Raw genomic sequence first — 21,816 nt, 5'->3', positions numbered from 1 at the left:
ACACTTTTTTCTATTTTTTTCACCTTTAAAAATACTCCTTTAAGACACATGAAAATAATCAATTTTACTCAAAAGGATATTTTAAATCCCATTGCTTTCTTATTTCATCCATTATATTCATAACATCAATGGATAATTCCAAAGTATCATTTTTATTTTTATTCATAATATAATTGTTTATATTCTCTACTTCGTAAGTAAGTGCTTTTGACATATCCCCTTCTTCTATAACTTCCATCCTTCCATCTGGATAAGTGAAGGTAGCCTTATCTGCTCTAGGGAAATTTTCAACAGTTATATATCCAAGTTCACCACACACTATTCCTCTTTTTGGTTGTTTAGCTCTCATAGTTAATGAAATTACAGCCATTTCATCATCAGTATTTTTAAGTATTATCCCTGATTGTTCATCAACTCCTGTTTCAAATTTTTTGACCGTAGTTAAAATCTCCTCTGGCTTACTTGAAAGGAAGAACCTTGTGAAAGATAAAGCATATGTTCCTATATCTAAAAGTGCTCCGCCTGCTAAATCCGGGCTAAAAAATCTATTTGTAACATCATACTCTTTAAGACTTCCAAAGTTAACTTGTATCATTTTTATCTTTCCAAGCTTTCCATCATCAACAAGTTTACGTAATTTTCTATATAGCGGCATATGATAGATTGTCATTGCCTCTGCAACAATTAAATTTTTTTGCTCTGCCAAGTTTACAATTTCATTTAATTGATTACCATTTACAGTAATAGCTTTCTCACAAAGCACATTTTTATTATTTTGTAAGCTCTTCATTATGTATTCATAATGATTGCAGTGAGGTGTTGCTATATAAACAACGTCAATTTTATCATCTTTTAACATTTCATCATAATTTCCATAGACTTTTTCAATATCATATTTATCTGCAAAATCTTTTGCTTTTTGAATATTTCTTGCTCCTACTGCATATGTCTTTCCATTAACTTCGTTAATAGCTTTTACAAAATCTGCTGCAATTGTTCCGGGTCCCAATATTGCCCAATTCACTTTACTCATATCTTCACCTCATATTATTTTATTTTTTATCTTAATATATATGTTGCAATAATAATGTTACATTTGGAATTACTATAAGCTAAGTAGATATCTAGATGTAAAATGCATAAAATTAATTTCAACATATATATTTAATTTTTAGAAATCACTCTTATACCATTCTCACTTGCAATGATTGCTTTGGTAATAACATTAATAAATAGCGATGTTTCAATAACTCCACATATATTTATTAATTCATCATTAAGCTTTTTTATGTCACTTATATTTTTGAAAGATACATTCATTAATAAATTACCATTATCACTTATTGTAAAACCATCTTTTATATCACTGCTTCTAATCTCTGGTTTTCCACCTAATTCTAATACTTTTCTTTCAACATATTTCAAAGAATCTTTCAATATTTCTAAAACAACAGGTGATTCAAATGTTAGCAATTTCTCAACTTTTGTTTCATCCACAAGAAGAATATATTCATCTGCCATACTGGCAATTAACTTTTCATTTGTATGAATTCCACCGCCACTTTTTAGTGCATTTAAATTTTCATCAACTTGATCACAGCCATCAAATGCAACATCTATCTTTTCCACAAAAGCCGTATGAAGAACTTCTAATCCATTTTCTATGCAAAGCATTTTCGTTTTTACAGAAGGCGTAACTATTTTAAGCTTAAGATCATTATCATCCTTAATATACTCTACTAAATAGGCAATGCTTCTACCTCCTCCAAGTCCTACCGTCATCCCATTTTTTATATATTTCATTGCTTCTTTTGCACAGATTCTTTTTAAATCGTTATCATTCATCTTATATCCCCTCCTTATTAGTCATTATCAAAAAAATAACAAATCACTCACTGACTATTTTCTTTCATATGCTTTGTTTAAATATTCTATAATTTTATAATAATATGATATAATTATTTCGTCAATAATATTTATAACGAAATTTTTTTTCGAATGTGTATTTATTAATAATTTGTCTCATTATTCTAAATTTATGAAATGAGGCACAATAAAAAAGATGTTTAATAGTGGTTTGTACTACTATTAAACATCTTTTTTATTATAGATATCTCACGTATTTTTTAAGGATCTTAGCAATTGGTATGCCTATTATTAATGCTAAAACAATTTGTGCTACATTTCCTGGTATTGATGCCATTGGTGATAGCCAATTTCCATAAAGAATTACTTCAGTAATATAGTACCCAACTATCATCCAAATACCTGATAAAATTCCCGCAATAATATTTGTTACAATATTATTGCCATCTTTATTTTTACTACAAGTAATAGCTCCAATCATATATCCCATAATTCCTCTTATAATAAAAGTAAATGGAGCCCAAAGCGCCCAACCTGAGGATAAATCAAATATCGCCATTCCTACTGCACCTGCTATAGCACCTTTTTCTTTTCCAAAAACAATTGCTGCAATAAATAACATTACAGTTCCTAAATGAACTAATCCACCGCTGGCTACGATTGGTAACCTTACATTTATAAATGCAGTTGCTACAAATACTAGTGCTGTTAATAATGCCGTCTGCACCATATCTTTTGTTTTAAATTTGCTTTTTCCTTTGTTCATTTCCATTTTTCTGCCCCACCTTTATGTATTTTTACAAATTGATATTTATTATAAATTCACTATTTTAATTATATTATTTATGTAAATATTTATTAAATAATTCAACTAATCCTTTATCACTTTTAAAACCTAACTCCTTCAATCCCTTATCAATAACATTTAATGCATAAACTATTTTTTCTTCATGTGCATTTTCCCCCATATGTCCTATTCTTAAAATTTCATTATCATATGGCTTTAAGGATGTTATGATTAGCGTATTGTATTTTTCTAACATATACTGTTTAAGCTTTAGAGCACCTATGCTCTCTGGTATTTTAACTGCTGTAACAGTATTAGAATATCCAACATCTAAAAATAGTTCAAGTCCATATTCTTTCACGGATTTTCTTGTTGCATCAGCTATCTTTTCATGCCTGTTAAGGACATTTTGAATACCTTCTTCTAAGATATTATCTGCAGCTTTACTCAATCCCATAATATCACTTATTGGCATTGTATATGGGAACCATTTATCCTTATAATAATTTTCCCAAATATTTAAATTGCAATAAAAACCTACTATAGGAGTTTTTCTATTTTTCATTGCTGCCTTAGCTCTTTCACTAATACTAACCATTGTTAATCCAGCTGGAGCTGAAAATGCCTTTTGAGATCCACCAAGAGCTATATCAATCTTCCAATCATCAACTCTTATTTCTTCACCACCCATTGCAGAAACAGAATCAACAACAGTTAAAATTCCATATTCACTTAGCAATCTGCATATCTTGGATAAATCATTTAAAACGCCTGTTGGTGTGTCACAATGAACTATTGTAGCATATTTAAAATTATGGTCCTTTTCTAAAAATCCTTTTAATTTTTCTACAGCTATAGCTTTGCTGTAATCATCTGAAAAATATACCCCTTCTCCTCCATAGATTTCAACAAATTCCTTAAAACCTCTTCCATAAATTCCATTATCTAAAACAAGCACCCTATCTCCAGATTCAGTAAGAGATGCACATGCTGCTTCTAACCCCAAAATTCCTTCCCCACTTAATATATAAACAGGATTTTTTGTATTTATTATTTTTCCAATCTTATCACAAGTAATTTTATAAAACTCCACAAACTCTTCATCAACGTCTGGATTTGTTGTTATTTTAGCTCTTTCAAGTCTTACATTTTCTCTCACACTTGTAGGACCAGGAGCATAAACAAATTTGTTATTCATAAATATACCTCCTCTCTTTTCTTTTGCAATTTAATATTTATAAAATATCATATAAAATACAATTAGTAAATTGTATCCGTACAATTTTATGTTGTACTTATAAAACTTATTTATCAAAAATTTATAATAATATTTTTCCACTAAAAAAGAGAAAGTTTTAAACAATAATCTTAAAACTCTCTCTAATATTTAATTTAAATTATCAATATTTGAAGATAAAATCTTTAATCTAAGAGTAATAGCAAATAACAGGAGTACCTACATTAATATTATAATATATAGTCTTTGCTACGTCATATGGTAGGTTCACACATCCATGAGAGCCACTAGTCTTATAAATTTCCCCGCCAAATTCTACTCTCCAATTCGCATCATGAAGACCTATATTTCTATTGAAAGGCATCCAAAAACTAACTGGTGAAGCGTAATCCTCACCTCTTAGTACAGTATCCTGTAACTTAGAATATAGTTTATATACTCCTGCTGGTGTTGCATTACCATTACTTACATTTCCTGTAACAACATCACCTTCTACAACAAGATAACCATCCTTATAGAACCATAAATGCTGTTTTGTCATATCAATCTCCACGTAAGTAGATCCTACATTGCTAAAATAGCTTGCTGCTGATGTCTGCGCATATATAGGATTCTTCGTAATGGTTTGTCCACTTTTTATATTATCAATCAATGCTGAAGTTTCCTGTGAACTATCAATTATCCAGCCATGATTATTACCATCATATCCACCACTAACAGCTATATTATTTCCTAACTCTGTAGTATAAGTATTAGCTAAAGCATCCACATAATCCTTCACTTTTGATTCATCGAGTACAATTTGAAAATTTGCATCTAAACTAATCCAATCCTTTATAGTAGTCCCATCTAAAACCCATGTTAATCCAGCAAATTTATAAGTTATATATGAAGATAAATATTTATTAGCTGTATCCCTAGCATTAATAATCTCTGGTGAAGTTTCAAAACGTGTAGGATTTTCATAACAGTTCTTCGCTTCTAAATCTATTGTTGTCTCTTTATTTTCAATTGCCTTAACTATACTATTATACAATATATCTTTATTAACTTTATTTCCAAGAACTTCTTTTGAGATTACATAGTTATTATTATCATATATTAATCTTGCATTTTGAGGTTCGACTATTTTACTAGTATCAAAACAAGATAGTTTATCTATATAACTCTTTAATAAACTTGAGTCAAAAGAAACTCCCTTAGAATTATCTGCGTCATACTTCAATTTAATATCTTCTCCATTAATCTGTTCTTTAATTCCATCTCTCTCTTCCAATATTAATGTATATTTTTCATTCGATACCTCATTTTCTTGTACATCTTTTGCAAAAACACCTACTGAATTGATGCATGAAATGAACCCCATAATACATAATATGCAAGTAAAATACGTTAATCTTATAAACATCTTATTTAATCTGCTTCTCATATTTTTCTCCCCCTAATATATCATAATTTTTTCCACTTAATATTAATTCACTTCCCTCCCTTAAGCTTATTCGTGAGTCGTAAAAAATCAATTCATAATTATATAGTATTTTTTATCAAATCTCTTTTTGCATTATATACTACTTTCCATTTTTTTACAACTAACCTTTTTCTCTTATTTTAATAAAAATTTATTATTAAAGGACATGAACTTTCATTCATGTCCTTTAACAATATAATTGTATCTTGCTTATTTTATTATAAAACATCATTTCCAGTTATTCTCAAAAATTAAACTTCACTTACATGTCTAGAAGCTTATCTATTGTATCAACAAGCTCACCTACTTCTGGCTTACTCAATTGCGCATCAGCTTTAACTGATTCTCCTTTATGTTTTAATTCCGCTGTGATTAATGATGAGAATATTATAACAGGTAATTTTCTTAGTTTTTCATCTTCTTTTACTTTTCTTGTAAGTGTAAGACCATCCATTTGTGGCATTTCTATATCTGTAATAAGCAATTGCGCTTCACTAGTAAAATTATCTCCTTTTTCTTCTGCCACCCCTTTAAGAAACTCTAATGCTTGCTTACCATCATCAAAAATTTTCAAATTTCTAAATCCTGCTTTTGTAAGAGTATCTTTTAAAAGTTTTCTAATTAAAGCTGAATCATCAGCTAAAATTAATTTCACTCCAGATCTATCCTTATAATCGACTTTTACAATTCTATCTTCACTTATACCAACGCTTGGAGCAATATCTGTAACTATTTTTTCAAAGTCAAGCATAAGTATTACTTTTTCACCTAAAAGTATATTACCAACAGCTAGTGAATTCTCTGATAAATCATCAGGTTTTCTAATTTCACTCCATTTAATACGATGAACTCCTACTATATCATCAATATTGAATGAAACTTTAATTTTATTAAATTCGCAAACTATGACTTTATTCCCAAGCTTTTTAGTTATTTGTTTTGTTAAAATATATTTTAAATCAATTAATGTAAGAATTTCATTTCTACATAATATTAATCCAGCTATCTCAGGCTTAGGATCTGGTAACTTAGTTAAATTTCCTGGCATCTCTATAACTTCTTTGACCTTTACCACATTAATTGCATAATGATTTCCATTTACAATAAATTCAATTATTTCTAATTCTCCAGTGCCTGATTCTAATAATATGTTATTATTCATAGCGCTTCTACCCCTCACTCAAATTTTATATAATGCATAAACTTTATGTATAAGTCAAAAATCGCTCTTTAAATATCATAAAGTTATGTTAATATGTAATTTTATATTTCTTCCTATGTATTTATTATAATAAATACACATATGTCCAACAACTTGTTTCATTCTACATTTTAAACTTAAATGTCTAATTCTATTATCGACAATATATTTTCTTTCTTTATTATAATTATATCATTTATATATAATTAATAGTAACTTTTGAATAGTATATTTATAAACATCCTTTAAATAATTAATTTAATTATAACCATAATAAAAACTGCACTTAAGCTTTAGTATTTCTATATTATTAAGTGCAGTTTGCTTTATTACTACTTCATATTATTTTCCATGTGAATATTTACATCTTATAATTGTACCTTTTCTAAATCCATTATTGCATTATAAATCATTTCTCTTGTTATTTCATAGGGTACATGCTTTATATCCCCTGTTTCCATTGCTTTGTCGAGAACTTTATTGATATCTTTTTCTTCCACTTCAATATCAGCTAAACAGGTTGGAAGTCCAAGACTCTTATTGAATCTATAAACTCTATCACGTTCTTCAAATTGCTTATCACATGTAAGCATAACTAAAACACCATAAGAAACTACTTCGCCATGCAAATGATTTTTTTCTATATTTTCTAATGTAGTACATCCATAATATACGGAATGTGCAAGACAGCTATTATAGTCATTTATTACAAGAACTGATACAAGTCCCGTAGTGATTATTATATTAAGGATTACTTGTTCTAATTCCTTTGATACTCTGTTAGCTTTAACATCTTCATAAGCTTTTTTACCATACTTTAAAAGCGGTTCCACACAATTGCGGCTTATATCAACGCCTAAAAGATTAGTGTGATCAAGTTCATCTCCTCTTGAAGAAAATGTACATTCATATTCTTTAGACAATGCATCCCCAATACCTGCCCAAATAAAATTACTTGGAGCTTCCGCTATTATTTTTGTATTTATGAAACAATGTAAAGCTGGTTTTTTAGGGAAATATAATTCCTTAAATACATGTTCACTATCGTAAATTACTGTTGTCGCTGTTATTGCTGCACAATTTGAAGCTATAGTAGGGAATACGAACAATGCCTGTCCAGTTTGATCGCACATTGTTTTACTTGTATCAATACTTCTTCCACCACCTACTGCAAATATCATATCTGCATTCACTATTGCTCTATTATTCTTAAGCATTTCAACATTTTCATATGATGAATCTCCTCCAAACCATACGAAATCAATTATTTCTATATTTGAACCTTTAACCCCTTCTAAAATAGCTTCTTTGGATTTTTCTATTGCTGTTTTTCCTCCAATAACTACTGCTTTCTTTCCATAAGGTTCACAGATCTTTGGAACTTCATTATAAACCTCCTCTCCTATACTATAACTTGGTAAATATACACTATAATTACTCATTTTTTTGCCCCCTGATTATTTATATTATTTTTTATCCGATAGCTAGCATCCGTAACACTCCCTCTTCTTGAAGTGGGAGATAACGGCTGCACGCTCCTGGATAAGTTCAACTAAATTCAGCTGGAGTATAAAACTCCACCTGAAAAGTTTCACTTTATAAAAAAGGCTTTGTCTCTATTATTTTAGAGACAAAGCCTAAGACTCTGCGGTACCACTCTACTTGTTACAAAAAAGTAACCTCTCGAACAAAATATCTCTAGGAACCCCTATTTAATATTCGACAATATAACGGTTGCTACCGGTCATGCTTACACAATAATAATATCTTCAGCTAACTACTCATGAGTGATTTTCAATTCTTTCACAAATCTTATCTCTCAGCAAATGATAAGTTCTCTGCTAAATGCTATAGAATTTACTTTTCTCAATCTTCGTATTTATTGTTTAACTTTTCCATAATTATAGACCTGAATTTTCATGCTGTCAAGAAGTTCAAGTAACTTGTAACTTCTAACCACATTATTTTATTGCTGCCTAATACTTAATAGTTTATTTTTTAACTGCTCCTCGATATTATGTAACTCTACTTCAGCAGCCTTACGCTTCTCTCGGCCTTCTGTTTGAATGCGAAGTACTTCGTCAAGAGTTGTGATTAATGATTCATTAGTATTTTTAAGAGTTTCAATATCTACAATTCCTCTTTCAGACTCCTTAGCAGTTTCTATAGTTGACATTTTTAAAGTTTCTGCATTTTTACGTAAAAGTTCATTAGTCATATTTGTCACTTCATTTTGAACCTTAACTGCATTGTTAGAATGTGCTACTCCTAGGGCAAGTACAATCTGACTCTTCCAAAGGGGAATAGTATTAACGATAGTAGATTGTATTTTCTCAGACATTAGAGAATCATTATTCTGTACTAATCTAATTTGAGGTGCCATTTGGAGAGAAATCATTCTAGTTAATTCTAAATCATGAATTTTCTTTTCAAAGCGGTTACAAAGAGACATAAAATCATTTGTTGCCTGTGCATCCTCTGGTAGTCCACTTATTCTTGCTCTTTCCGCTAAAACTGGCAGTTCTTCTTTTTCTAATTTTTGAAGTTTCTTCTTTCCTGCTAATATATACATTGAAAGTTCTTTAAAATACACCTTATTTATTTCATACATCTTATCTAGCATTGCAACATCTTTTAAAAGTTGTATTTGATGATTTTCAAGTGAACTGCAAATTTTATTTATATTCCCTTCAACCTTTTCATACTTTGCTCTCATATGAGAGACTTTTTCTGAAGTTTTCTTAAATAAACCAAAGAGCCCTTTTTTCTCTTCACCTGCATCAAAATTTTTTAATTCAACTACCACGTTAGATAGCATTTCTCCTACTTCACCTAAATCCTTAGTCTTTACATTATTTAAAGCTGTCTCAGAGAAATCTGCGATCTTCTTTTGCGCTCCTACCCCATACTGCAAAATTGAATTTGTATTAGTTATATCAATTTTCTCCACAAATTCATCTACCATCTTTTTTTCTTCTACTGTTAAATTACCTTCATCAAAAGCTTCTGTCTGATTTATCTCTTCCTTTACCTTAGAAATTGGTGCTTCCTTTTTAAAAGGTTCAAAGGTTAAGCTTGGTGTAACTTCAATATCTTCTTTAAATTCATCATTCACTTTTAATTCCTCCTTCTCATGGTTAGCTATTTTCTTTCCTGGTGATGTATACTATTCTTTCTCAAAATCTTTTTTAGTTAATCCTTCCTGCGTAAATAGTGTCTCAAGAACTGAAATATCTGTAGATATATCTAAAGCAATTTCTTCAAATAAATCATCTAATAATTTTTCAAAAGCAGTATTTATGCTATCTATAGCTTTCTCTATTTCACTTTTTGCATTTTTTATATTATCTCCTTGAACTGTCTGCTCAGTTAATTCCTTATACGCATTTACTAATTTCAAGGTCATTGGAAGATAGTGATTGATAAACTTATTAACTTCTGTCAGCTTTCGAGGATTATGTTCGATATTTCTAAAAATTTGACTTACAATATTTTTAAGCTTATTTAACTTTTCTGAAACTTCCTTCTCCTGTATACAATCACTTACGTTTCCTATTTCTTCAATATAATTTTTTCCTATTTCAATGGTATCTCTTAACGCTTTCTTTGCTGGGTCATTTATTTCTTCTTTTAATTCATTTTCTCTTCTTAGTTCTTCTTCCTCGCGTTCCTTCAGAGCTTTTTGAGCATTCAGATAATTTTCATAAGTTTCATTATTTAACATAAAGTAAGTCTGCTCATCATCTATATGTGCTTGTGGGAACATATCCAATTCAATCATCTTTTTTAAATCTTTGACAACAAATTTATTTTTCATTCTAATTGACTCGGCTAATTCTTCAATTGAGCAATAATATTTTCCGCCAAGACAAGTAACGTATTCCTTAAAACGCTTCACTCTCTTCCTCAAATATCTTCCTCTTAAGGTCAAAACTACACTTGCTGAAAAAAAAGCCACCATAATTCCAAGACTAACATAATTAAAAGTTGCGAATCCCACCATAATTGATGTAAGTATTGAATAAACAATTAACAAAATTCCAAGAGTTCCGCTTCCAATTGCTCCAAATACGGTATATAAGATACCAGATATACTTCCAACAGGTCTTTTAGCTATATACATATCTTTAGTCTTCTTATCTTTTATAGTTATATTATTAAACTCTTCATAATTATCATTTACTTTATATTTCAGTTTTTTATTTAAATGATGTGATTTATCTTTAATCTTTATTTTAACTTCATTTATGGTGCTTTCAGTTTTGTCATTAATATCTTTTTTTATTCCCGCAAAATCTATAGCATCAAATGCATTTTTAACGGTATCCCTAATTTGATCTTCTAAATTAGAAAAATCTTTTCTGCCCATGCTCTTTCCTCCAAATTATTTTCTTACAATTTGCAATATTATATGAACACAATATAGAATAGAACAACAAATAACCTTATTAAACTCGCAATATTTCTTGTAATTGTCATAATATTTTTGCTTTATTATATCTCATTCCCGTACAAATTACAATTTGTTGCAAATCATTCTTTTACTAAATAAAGCTCAATAAAAAAATAACAAGTATATTTTTTATCATTCTACATCGCTTATATACCGAGCTATTTATTTTCACATATCTAAAGGAAAATACTTATAAAAGTATCGTAGCAAATCTTCTATTATCTAATTCATTTTCCTTTACGTATTGAAGAATATCACTTAAATAAGTCTTATCATGTTCAATTTCTTTTGTTAAGGATTGAATAAACCTTATTATATCATCTATTGAAATTGTCCCTTTGTAAAGATACTGTCCTACAATATAAAATCTTATATATGAAAATCTAATTAGCATCATAATATAGTCATTTATTAATATATCACTTTCTGAAAACGGAAAAAGTTCTTTAAACATGTGATTAACTAAATAATTTTCAAAAATGTAACTATAATTTCTAAAGATATTTTCTTTACATATATCATAAGCTTTTAGAAAAGCATCTGAGTTTTCCATTAAGCTTTCATGCTCGTTAAACCTGAATCCAAGCATAACTTCTTTCATTCTTTCTTTGAAATAATCACTATAATTACCTTCAAATATATTTAGTTTTTCTAGCATATCCCTAAAAAATGATAATTGAAGCATATAATTCATTCTATTTCTTTTGAACTCCCCACCAAAAAAATCTATATTATATCTATTTATAAATTGAACTACATTATTGTAGTCATAACATAATTCCTTTCTTATAATTTCTAAAAAGCTGCCAAGAATATATAATCTTTCACTTAATTCAAATTTTCTATTTTTTATTATTTTTATACTAATGTCTCTTATCTCTTTTATATATTTAAGATTTGTATCTTTAATAGCCTTATCATCAGTAATAATACTTACTGATATTGCATGCTTTCCTAAAGTACCTTCAGCTTCTTCAAACTCTATTCCCTCTCTTTTTAAAAGTATAATTCTTGCAGCTTCTATGCATGAAATATCAAGAGACATTTCATAATAATCATCTATTTTATTTATAATTCTTGGAAAAGTAGCACAGACACTTGATAAATATTCTTCTCCTAATTTCAATTGAATAGAACAATATCTATCTTTATCTAAAAATGGACACTTATTATCTTTCAATTTTATCTGACCATAATCAATATTAATGTTTTTGCAATTATCTCTAATAAATACATTTTTATTAACATATTTATTAGTTCTTTTGTCCTGTATTTTCTTATATTGTTCAAAAGTTGTTTTATCAATGTGTATATCCCATCCACCACAGCAATTGTCTTCACACATTCCACCAATGCACCTGAATTCCTTAAAATATTCGGGGCATCTCAATTTAATATTTTCTCTCACTTTTCATCTCCTAATATATCAGGCACGATCAAAAAAATAACAACCACATCTAACAGTATATTTTTAATGCGATTTATCATAATATTTAAAAGTACCTTTTATTTTTCTATATATATTATATAATATTAACATAATATATTTTAGGGGGAATTTTCTATGCATAATACACTTACAAAAGAGAATATGAACAAATTAGAAGAAGAATTAGAATATAGATTAACTGTAAAAAGAGCTGAAATAGCAAAAGAAAAATTAATAGCTGCTGCACATGGTGATAGGTCTGAAAATGCAGAATATAAAGAAGCTTGCGCAAATTATAGAGAAAATGATAACAGAATTCAATATTTAATGACTATGATTTCAACAGCAACTGTAATAGATGATGAACATGTGGATAAATCTGTGCTAGGAATTAACAGTAAGGCTAAAATTAAATTTATAGAAGATGACGATGAAGCTGTTGTTACTTTAGTAACAACTATGGATTTAGACCCTGAAAATATGCTTATAAGTATAGAATCAGATTTAGGAAAAGCGTTATTCGGTAAGAGTATTCATGATGTAGTTGAAGTTGAAGCTCCTGGTGAAAAATACACAGTAGAGATATTAGATATATTATAAAGAATACTTTCTTACACAAAAACCCATAACAACACATTTCTGAATTGCTATGGGTTTTAGCTTTAGTAGTGAAGAATAGCCACAAACTACTCCACTCTTTATTGCTCTAATTCATCTGCAAATACTCTTTCAATATGCATTGCAAGGTATCCAATTTCAACAGCTTTAATTTCTCTTTTTAATTCCTTACCTAATTTTTTGCATATTCCTTCAGCAATTTCAAATGATTTTGGAAATCTTTCACTAATGTAATCATTCATATCAAGCTTTATTGTTTCTCCTTTTAACATCCTTGCCGCCATGTATTTGATATGGTTCATAAGACGATTATAGGATAATGATTCGATATCTATTTTCTTTCCTGTACTCTCTTCAATGGACGTAATACATGACCTAACTAACGTTGCTATTTCCATTGCTTGTGATACTTTTTCATTTCCCAGACTTGAATGAATATGAATTGCTATATAGCCGATCTCATCTTCATTTATTTCAATTCCTTCTATCTCTTTGATGATATCCTTTCCTTTACATGCCACCTCATATTCTTCTGGAAATAAAGCTCTAATATCTTGCGTTAACGGATTACTAATTTGTTCATTATTTTTTATTCTTTTTACTGCAAATGCAATGTGATCTGCAAGTGGGCATAAAATATTCACGTCTACTTTTTGAAATTTCTTTTCTGCTTCCATAATGATATTATTCGCAATTTCTAAGATCTGAGGCTCTATATTATTTATTATCTCTTTCGTAAGTCCTCTTTCAGTTTCCTGCTGCAAAAGATATATATGTGCATTTTCTGGAGCTTCAATACGTTCATTGACCTTTTTCCCAAAACCTATACCTTTTCCAAGCAAGATATACTCTTTATAGTTATCCATGTTTATAGCGAGCACACCGTTATGATTTAGTGCTTTTATCACTCTGAACATTTTATGCCTCCCCTTTTTTATTTATTATTTAAATATATCAACTGCAATTAAAGCTTCTCCAGCTTTAATATTACCAGTTTTTAATAAGCGCACTTTTTGATTGTTATTTAATGCAGTGCAAATGCATGGTGATGCAATAGACGGTGCATTATTCTTTATGAATTCTAAATCAAAACTTAACATTTTATCCCCAGTTTTTACTTTATCTCCCTCTTCCACATAAGTTTCAAAGGCCTTTTCATCAAGTTTTACTGTATCTATTCCTATATGAATGAGTAGCTCAAGTCCATCAGTTGTTGTTAACCCCACTGCATGTTTTGATGGGAATACAAAACTTATTACTCCATCTGCTGGAGCTATGACATTTCCATCACTTGGAACAATGGCAGCCCCATCTCCCATTATCTTGCTTGCAAATACCTCATCAGGTACTTCAGACAAATCTTTTACTTCACCTGTTAATGGGCTATTTAAAATTATCGTACTTATAATTTTTCCTTGAATTTGTTTTTTAATATCTTTATCAATATTTTTTTCTGATTCTTTTTCTATTACTGTATGGCTAGTAACTTCCTCATCTTGTGCTCCATTCAAATAATCTTCTAGATTTGATTTTATAACAGTTACTCTTGGTCCATACATTATTTGAACACCTGACCCTCTGTGAAATACTCCTGATGCTCCAGTTTGCTTTAATAAATCTTCATTTACCAATTCGGCGTTATGTATTGTACACCGTAATCTAGTTACACAGCAGTCAACATCAGAAATATTTTTCTTTCCTCCAAGACCTCTGCATATCATAGCTGAAAGTTCATCTACTTCTTCATTTTGAGCATTCTTTCTTTCTTCTACATCCCTTCGGGTATAAAGTTTAACTTCATCAGAATCTTCACGGCCTGGAGTCTTTAAATTAAATTTCTTAATTAAGAAAGTGAATAATAAATAGTATACTACAAAATATATAATTCCTACAACTACAATCCATATCCAGCTTGTTTTGGCATTTCCTTGCAAAATACCAAATAAGAATAGATCAATAAATCCCCCAGAAAAAGTCATACCTACTCCAACACCTAGAATATGCATTAGCATATAAGCAAGTCCTGCAAGCGCACAGTGAACTACATATAATGCTGGTGCTACGAATAAGAATGTATATTCAATTGGTTCTGTTATACCAGTAAGCATTGAAGTTAATGCTGCTGATAATAATAATCCACCTACCACTTTTCTTTTTTCAGGTTTAGCACATTGATACATAGCTAGCGCTGCCCCTGGCAAACCAAATATCATAAGCGGAAATTTTCCTGACATAAACCTTGTTGCTGAAACACTAAAGTGTGTTATTCCTGGAGTCCCAAGTTCTGCAAAAAAAATATTTTGGGCACCTTCAATAACTTTTCCACCTACTTCAGCTGTACCTCCAACGGCTGTCTGCCAGAATGGTAAATAAAATACGTGGTGAAGGCCAAACGGTATTAATAAACGTTCCATCAATCCGTAAACCCATGTTCCTGCATAACTTGATGCAAGTACTAGATCTCCAACTTTGTAAATAACAGCTTGAACTGGAGGCCAAATATAAAACATTAAAATTCCAACTATTAAATAAGCAATTGAACTTATAATCGGAACAAATCTACTTCCACCAAAAAATGATAATACTTGTGGTAATTCAATTTTATAAAACTTATTATGTAATTCTGCTGTACCAAGCCCCACTATAATCCCACCAAAAACCCCCATTTGTAATGAAGTAATTCCAAGTACTGAAGTTGATGCACCAGTTAAAAGAGCCTCTGTTCCACCATGAATTTTAATCATGGCACCAATTGATGCATGCATTATAAGAAATGCAATTCCTGCTGCTAACGCTGCAACTTCTCTTTCCTTCTTAGACATGCCTATTGCTACACCTATTGCGAATATTAAAGGTAGATTTTCAAATACAATGTTTCCTGAATCATTCATTACTGAAAGAAGTGCGTTGACAAATGTGCCAGGTCCAATTAAACCTGCAAGTCCATAAGTATCCAGCATTGTTTTATTAGTGAACGACTCACCTATACCTAAAAATAAACCTGCTACTGGTAAAATAGCAATCGGAAGCATAAAAGATCTTCCTACACGTTGCAAAACACTAAAAATATTATCTTTCATAATTCTTCTCCTTACCTGAGATCTTTTTTGCACATTTTAGATGCCTTATGCCTTTTACGTGCAAAAAAGCATTAACTAACATAAACATCTTCAATAAATATTTATGTATAGTTAATGCATACCTACCAGTTACATACTATATCATTTATTTCACTCTAGCATATCTATAACTGCATGTCAATGTTTTCATTGTAAACTTTTGGACATACTTTAAATTTATTTTTTTCTATTTATTCACATTACTGTAATACAATTAATTTTACTTTTAGTATTAACTTCACTAATTACTATTTCTTATTTTTAGATGATATATCAATCCACACTGCCAATAGTAATATTAATCCTTTAACAATATATTGCCAAAACGTTGGTGTATTCATCATACTCATACCATTATCTACACTTGCCATTACAAGAGCACCTATTAATGCTCCAGCTACTGAACCACTACCACCGCTTAAGCTTGCACCCCCTATAACACAGGATGCTATTGCATCTAGTTCTGCATTTTGACCAGCTGCAACTGAACCTGCATTTAATCTAGCTGTTAATAATATACCTGCTATTGCCGCAAGTAAACCGACCATTGAGTACACAACTATAATATGTTTCTTTACATTTATTCCTGATAATCTTGCAGCGTCTCTATTTCCGCCTATTCCATAAACTCTTCTTCCGAATATAGTTTTTGTTCCTATAAATGATAAGATTAATGCCAAAACTAACATTATAAATGCTGGTATTGGAAATCCTTGATAATCATTTAAAATTAATACTAATACTAATGATACGACTCCAATTGCTACTATAATCAAAACATCAAAAGTCATTGGTTTAACTGCAATGTTATATTTAATCTTGTTTTTTCTATTATTTAAGACTAAATATGCTGCACCTGCAACTGCTAGAACTACTAATAAGTATCCTAAAACTGTTGGCAAATATCCTTGTCCTATTACTTTAAAATCGTTTGTAAGTGGTGCTACAGTATTTCCATTAGTAACTCCTATTAATACACCTCTGAAAATAAGCATACCTGCTAAGGTAACTATGAAGGATGGCACATTTCTAAATGCTATCCAATATCCATTCCAAGCTCCTATGATTATCCCAAGTATTAATGTTATTACTATAGTTGGTACAGCTGAGAAACCTAGCCAAACGTTTAGTATTGCTGCAATTCCTCCAAGTAATCCGAGAGTTGATCCTACTGAAAGATCTATCTCTCCTAATATAATTACAAAAACCATACCTATTGCAAGTACTCCTGTAATTGACATTTGTCTAATTAAATTGGATAAATTTCTTGTTGACAAAAAGTTTCCTCCTGTCAAAACGGTAAATAAAAGCCATATTGCTACTGTTGCTATTAATATTGTTGTCATCTTAGATTTAAATATTACATTTAACCCTGACTTCTTCACTTTCTCTGAATCTACACTCTTACTTAATTGCATTTTATACCCCTCCTACAGAAGTTATAGTCTCTTCGTTCTTAATCACATTTTTATCCTCGTTTTTATTGCCTACAGAATATTTCATAATCATCTCTTGAGTTAAATTGTTATTCTCCAAGCTTGCCTTTATTTCACCCTCATTCATTACTAGAATTCTATCACTAATTCCAAGCACCTCTGTTAATTCAGATGAAACCATTATTATAGATATTCCTTGTTTAGCCAATTTAAATATCAATTTATAAATCTCATACTTTGCCCCAACATCAATTCCTCTAGTTGGTTCATCTAATATCAATATTTTAGGTTCAGCTAAAAGATTTTTGGCGAGTATTACTTTTTGTTGATTACCACCACTTAAATTTTTTATTGGTAATTCTGTTGATGCAGTCTTAATCTTTATATCGTCAATATATTTAAGAATATCCATCATTTCCTTATCATTATCTATTACATTAAGCGGCTTTTTATATTTTATGAGATTACTCATTGTTATATTTTTAGCCACACTCATTCCAGCAATTATTCCATCTTTCTTTCTATCTTCTGGAACCATAGCTATTCCTTTACTCAATGCTTGTCCTGGATTTTGGATATTAACTTTTTTTCCCTCATAATATATTTCACCATTTTTTTCGCCTTGGAAGCTGCCATATATACTTGCAACCATTTCGGTTCTGCCTGAACCTACTAATCCTGAAATTCCAAGTATTTCTCCACGCCTTAGGGTAAAATTAGCATTTTTTACTCTTTTTATATTTCTATTAAAAGGATCAAAAACATTAAAATTCCTTACTTCAAAAAATACTTCTCCTATATCATGTTCTTCTCGTGGAAATAAATTTTTCATTTCTCTTCCGACCATCATTTGCACTAATTTATCTTGATTTATTTCTTTAACAGGTACTTGACCTATTGTTGCCCCATCTCTAATTACTGTAACATTGTCACATATTCTTGTAACTTCATTTAATTTATGCGATATATAAATGCATGTAACTCCGTCTTTCCTTAAGTCGTCTAGTATTTCCATTAAAACCTCGACTTCACCCTCACTTAGTGATGCTGAAGGCTCATCAAGGATTAGTAATTTTGCATTTTTAGACAAAGCTTTTGCAATTTCAACTAATTGCTGATGACCAATTCCCAAATCGCCAGCTCTAGTAAGCGGACTAATGTTAAGCTTAACTCTTTTTAATAATTCATTTGTTTTATTTAATTGTTCACTAAAACTTATAATTCCGTGACTATTAATTTCATTTCCTAAAAAAATATTTTCAGCTATTGATAGCTGCTTAATAATAGCTAATTCTTGGTGAATAATTGCTATGCCTGCTTTTTCAGAATCTCTTATACCTACTTGCTTAAGTTCTTTTCCTTCGAAAACTATTTTCCCCGAGTATGAACCAACAGGATATTCTCCACTTAAAATTTTCATCAGAGTGGATTTTCCTGCTCCATTTTCACCACAAAGCGCATGTACTTCTCCTTGTTTTACTCTCAAAGTTACTCCATCTAATGCTTTTACTCCAAAAAATTCTTTAACTATATCTGTCATTTCTAAAATATACTCACTCATGAAATACATCTCTCCTTTCTATATTAGGGCTTAAATTTATACTTTAAGCCCTAATATGTTATTTACTTACTTGGTCTTTTATCTTCTGGTACATTTTTATATACATCTTCAAACTTTTGGAAGCCATCTTTTACAACAGTATCATTCATATTATCTGCTGTTACTGCTATTGGAGTAAGTAATACAGATGGAACATCTTTTTGTCCATTATTTATTACGTTTCCATTAGTTTCAACATTTTCACCTTTACCCATTTTTACAGCTAAATCAGCTGCTTGTGTAGCAAGATCTTTAATAGGCTTATATACTGTCATTGTTTGAGTTCCTTCTACAACTCTTTGACATGCTGCCAAATCAGCATCTTGTCCAGAAATTGATACTTTTCCTGCTAAGCCTTGTCCTTGCAATGCTTGTATTGCTCCACCAGCAGTACTATCATTTGAAGCGACAACAGCATCGATATTATTATTATTTGCAGTTAATGCATTTTCCATTATATTCATAGCTTCTTCAGCTAACCAATCTTTTGCCCATTGGTCTCCTACTATTTTTATATCACCTTTATCTACAAGTGGTTTAATTATATTCATTTGCCCTTGTCTAAATAACTTTGCATTATTATCTGTTGGAGAACCTCCCATCATGAAATAATTTCCTTTTGGAGTTTTATCTGTAATTGCTTTTGCTTGCAATTCTCCTACTTTAACATTATCAAATGATATATAATCATCTAAGTCACTGTTAGTAATCAACCTATCATAAGCTAAAACTTTTATTTTATTTTGATGAGCTTCATCTACTATAGGTGCTATTGTCTCTCCATTATGTGGTATTATTACTAATACATTTACTCCTTGAGAAATAAGATTTTCACATTGAGACATTTGTGTTGGGTCATCACCATTTGCAGATTGGAAAACAACCTCTGCACCAAGCTTCTTAGCTTCTTCTTCAAAAATATCTTTATCATGCTGCCATCTTTCAAGTCTTAAATCATCAAAACTTACACCAATCTTTATTTTTTTGTCTCCACCACTAGCAGCTGTTTGCGTACTATTCTTAGCTCCACATCCTGTTAATGCTGAAAATATCAATACTCCACTTAAAGCTAGACCTAATAATTTAATCATCTTTTTTGATTTCATATTCTTCTCCCCTTTTTGCTTTTCTCTAATTTACAATTAAAATTATATTTTATTAAGAAAACGTTTAAAATGGATTTATTTGCTGAGTTCTATCTTTATATTGCTGTTTTAGAATAGCAATTATTTACCATTAAAATTACTAAAGAATAAAAAATAACCTAGATTAAATCTCATTCATAAGATATTAACCTAGATTATTTTAAAAAACTTAATCTCGCTAAGTAATATTTTGTTTTCTAAACATTACAAAAACTCTAAAAACTGATATTGTCAATTAGCACTGCTCTTGCTGGAGCTCCTTCTGTTCCCTTTACCTTAAGAGGAAGTGCACAAAGTAAATATTTGCCTTCTTTAATATCTTTTAATCTCAATCCTTCTAATATTGTTATATCATTACCTAATATAGCCTTGTGAGATTCATGATTTGGCTGAGCTCTTTCAATTCCTAAAACATCCATACCTATTCCCTTTATTTTTTTGTCTCTCAAATATTCAGCTCCTGTTTTTTCAAGAAATACAAAATTTTCATCAAATTCATCTTTAAAAGAGTCTTTAGTTTTAAATATTACAAAATCACCTTCCTGTATATCAAGATCTTTTATATCTTTATCTGTAACTCTTTCTTGAACAGAAGTAAGGTCAAAAACCTTGCATGGAGTAATGCACTTATATAAGTCTATATTTTCTATTGTATCTCCTCCCTCTATCATATGAAGTGGAGCATCTAAATGAGTTCCTGTATGTGTATCTAACTCAATACGTGTCTCATAATAAGAATTTGCTTCATAATTAGCAGTCACAATAACCTTTGGTTTTTTCTCCTCTTTATTTTTATAAACCGGCATGTCCTTGTGAATTAACATCGAAATATCATAGATTTTCATAAAAATTCCTCCTCTTTCATCAAGTTGTTATGCAATATCAATGTTTTTCAGATTCCCTTTATGCACAATCAAAAACAACAAACGTTTTCAACGAATAAGCAATGTTTTCTCTAACTATGCTATTAAAATTAAATTTCAATTATATTGTTGAGAAACCATTATTATAAATTATAACTTATTTACTTTTCCTTAATCAACATTGTTATTAAAATTATTCATCTTAATTTAGTGATGTTTCCAAGTATACCCTTATCAATAATTTTTATCTGATAATGAAATCATTAAGAATACTACTACAAAAAGCATGTTAGGCTAACTTTTATTATTACCTTAATAAAAGTTAGCCTAACGTGATTTAATATAGTAAAATTTTGCTCTAATTTAATAAAATTCCAGTGATTAGACACAAAACATTAACTTTATAGATATGCAACATATGAACTAGACTTATCTATAGAATTATTATTTATAATTGCTGAACTTTTGTGTGTCTTTATACCAGAAATTACATACATATTTGTGCAATAGGCATTTGAAATTGAGCTGCTCTAAAGTTATTAGTGAAAGGTTGTTCCATTTGCTGCTTGTCCTCAACTTGTTTGAGGAACATGC

General features: G+C 29.9%; 17 protein-coding genes and 1 other annotated feature. Of the genes, 1 reads left to right on the top strand and 16 read right to left on the bottom strand.

The window, feature by feature from the left end; genetic code table 11:
• Positions 1 to 64: 64 nt before the first annotated feature.
• The 10 genes from CLOBL_RS22405 to fliB form a co-directional block, all read right to left on the bottom strand.
• Complete coding sequence (locus CLOBL_RS22405; RefSeq protein ID WP_077861056.1) at positions 65 to 1,033, bottom strand: Gfo/Idh/MocA family oxidoreductase; 969 nt, start codon at positions 1,031 to 1,033, stop codon at positions 65 to 67.
• Between the two features lie 131 nt (positions 1,034 to 1,164).
• Positions 1,165 to 1,845 (bottom strand): ribose 5-phosphate isomerase A, encoded by a 681-nt coding sequence (rpiA, locus tag CLOBL_RS22400; protein WP_077861055.1) that lies wholly within the window; start codon positions 1,843 to 1,845, stop codon positions 1,165 to 1,167.
• A 259-nt stretch (positions 1,846 to 2,104) separates the two neighbouring features.
• Positions 2,105 to 2,638 (bottom strand): ECF transporter S component, encoded by a 534-nt coding sequence (locus CLOBL_RS22395; protein ID WP_077861054.1) that lies wholly within the window; start codon positions 2,636 to 2,638, stop codon positions 2,105 to 2,107.
• 67 nt (positions 2,639 to 2,705) lie between these two features.
• The gene (locus tag CLOBL_RS22390) at positions 2,706 to 3,851 is read right to left on the bottom strand and encodes an alanine--glyoxylate aminotransferase family protein (protein WP_077861053.1); all 1,146 of its coding nucleotides are present in this window, start codon (positions 3,849 to 3,851) and stop codon (positions 2,706 to 2,708) included.
• Between the two features lie 229 nt (positions 3,852 to 4,080).
• A complete protein-coding gene (locus CLOBL_RS22385) occupies positions 4,081 to 5,319 on the bottom strand; it encodes a L,D-transpeptidase family protein (protein ID WP_077861052.1) in 1,239 nt (412 codons plus the stop codon).
• Positions 5,320 to 5,620: 301 nt separating this feature from the next.
• Positions 5,621 to 6,520: a chemotaxis protein gene (locus CLOBL_RS22380; RefSeq protein ID WP_009172248.1), complete on the bottom strand. Its 900-nt coding sequence runs from the start codon at positions 6,518 to 6,520 to the stop codon at positions 5,621 to 5,623.
• Positions 6,521 to 6,927: 407 nt separating this feature from the next.
• Positions 6,928 to 8,001, bottom strand: a complete 1,074-nt coding sequence (locus CLOBL_RS22375; protein ID WP_077861051.1) for an iron-containing alcohol dehydrogenase family protein — start codon at positions 7,999 to 8,001, stop codon at positions 6,928 to 6,930.
• A 181-nt stretch (positions 8,002 to 8,182) separates the two neighbouring features.
• Positions 8,183 to 8,442 (bottom strand) — a binding site (T-box leader).
• 83 nt (positions 8,443 to 8,525) lie between these two features.
• Positions 8,526 to 9,674 (bottom strand): toxic anion resistance protein, encoded by a 1,149-nt coding sequence (locus CLOBL_RS22370; protein WP_077861050.1) that lies wholly within the window; start codon positions 9,672 to 9,674, stop codon positions 8,526 to 8,528.
• Positions 9,675 to 9,725: 51 nt separating this feature from the next.
• The gene (locus CLOBL_RS22365; RefSeq protein ID WP_077861049.1) at positions 9,726 to 10,928 is read right to left on the bottom strand and encodes a 5-bromo-4-chloroindolyl phosphate hydrolysis family protein; all 1,203 of its coding nucleotides are present in this window, start codon (positions 10,926 to 10,928) and stop codon (positions 9,726 to 9,728) included.
• A 274-nt stretch (positions 10,929 to 11,202) separates the two neighbouring features.
• Positions 11,203 to 12,420 carry a flagellin lysine-N-methylase gene (gene fliB, locus CLOBL_RS22360; protein ID WP_077861048.1) on the bottom strand — a complete coding sequence of 406 codons (1,218 nt, stop codon included), beginning with the start codon at positions 12,418 to 12,420 and terminating at the stop codon, positions 11,203 to 11,205.
• 156 nt (positions 12,421 to 12,576) lie between these two features.
• On the opposite strand from fliB, the gene greA reads away from it, so the two are divergent.
• Positions 12,577 to 13,041 (top strand): transcription elongation factor GreA, encoded by a 465-nt coding sequence (gene greA / locus CLOBL_RS22355; RefSeq protein ID WP_009172253.1) that lies wholly within the window; start codon positions 12,577 to 12,579, stop codon positions 13,039 to 13,041.
• 98 nt (positions 13,042 to 13,139) lie between these two features.
• Here greA and CLOBL_RS22350 read toward each other — a convergent pair whose 3' ends face one another.
• The 6 genes from CLOBL_RS22350 to CLOBL_RS22325 form a co-directional block, all read right to left on the bottom strand.
• The gene (locus CLOBL_RS22350; RefSeq protein ID WP_077861047.1) at positions 13,140 to 13,976 is read right to left on the bottom strand and encodes a PRD domain-containing protein; all 837 of its coding nucleotides are present in this window, start codon (positions 13,974 to 13,976) and stop codon (positions 13,140 to 13,142) included.
• 24 nt (positions 13,977 to 14,000) lie between these two features.
• A complete protein-coding gene (locus CLOBL_RS22345) occupies positions 14,001 to 16,139 on the bottom strand; it encodes a PTS transporter subunit IIABC (RefSeq protein WP_077861046.1) in 2,139 nt (712 codons plus the stop codon).
• Positions 16,140 to 16,426: 287 nt separating this feature from the next.
• On the bottom strand, positions 16,427 to 17,596 hold the full coding sequence (locus tag CLOBL_RS22340) for a sugar ABC transporter permease (protein WP_077861045.1): 1,170 nt from the start codon (positions 17,594 to 17,596) through the stop codon (positions 16,427 to 16,429).
• A gap of 1 nt (position 17,597) precedes the next feature.
• On the bottom strand, positions 17,598 to 19,175 hold the full coding sequence (locus tag CLOBL_RS22335) for a xylose ABC transporter ATP-binding protein (protein ID WP_077861044.1): 1,578 nt from the start codon (positions 19,173 to 19,175) through the stop codon (positions 17,598 to 17,600).
• A gap of 62 nt (positions 19,176 to 19,237) precedes the next feature.
• Complete coding sequence (gene xylF, locus CLOBL_RS22330) at positions 19,238 to 20,320, bottom strand: D-xylose ABC transporter substrate-binding protein (protein ID WP_077861043.1); 1,083 nt, start codon at positions 20,318 to 20,320, stop codon at positions 19,238 to 19,240.
• A gap of 254 nt (positions 20,321 to 20,574) precedes the next feature.
• A complete protein-coding gene (locus CLOBL_RS22325) occupies positions 20,575 to 21,204 on the bottom strand; it encodes a cyclase family protein (RefSeq protein ID WP_077861042.1) in 630 nt (209 codons plus the stop codon).
• Positions 21,205 to 21,816 lie beyond the last annotated feature (612 nt).

This window comes from Clostridium sp. BL-8 (genome assembly GCF_002006495.1).
Classification (GTDB): domain Bacteria; phylum Bacillota; class Clostridia; order Clostridiales; family Clostridiaceae; genus Clostridium.
The sequence above is the reverse complement of the archived record's forward strand: the minus strand, read 5'-3'. Positions and strand labels throughout refer to the sequence as shown.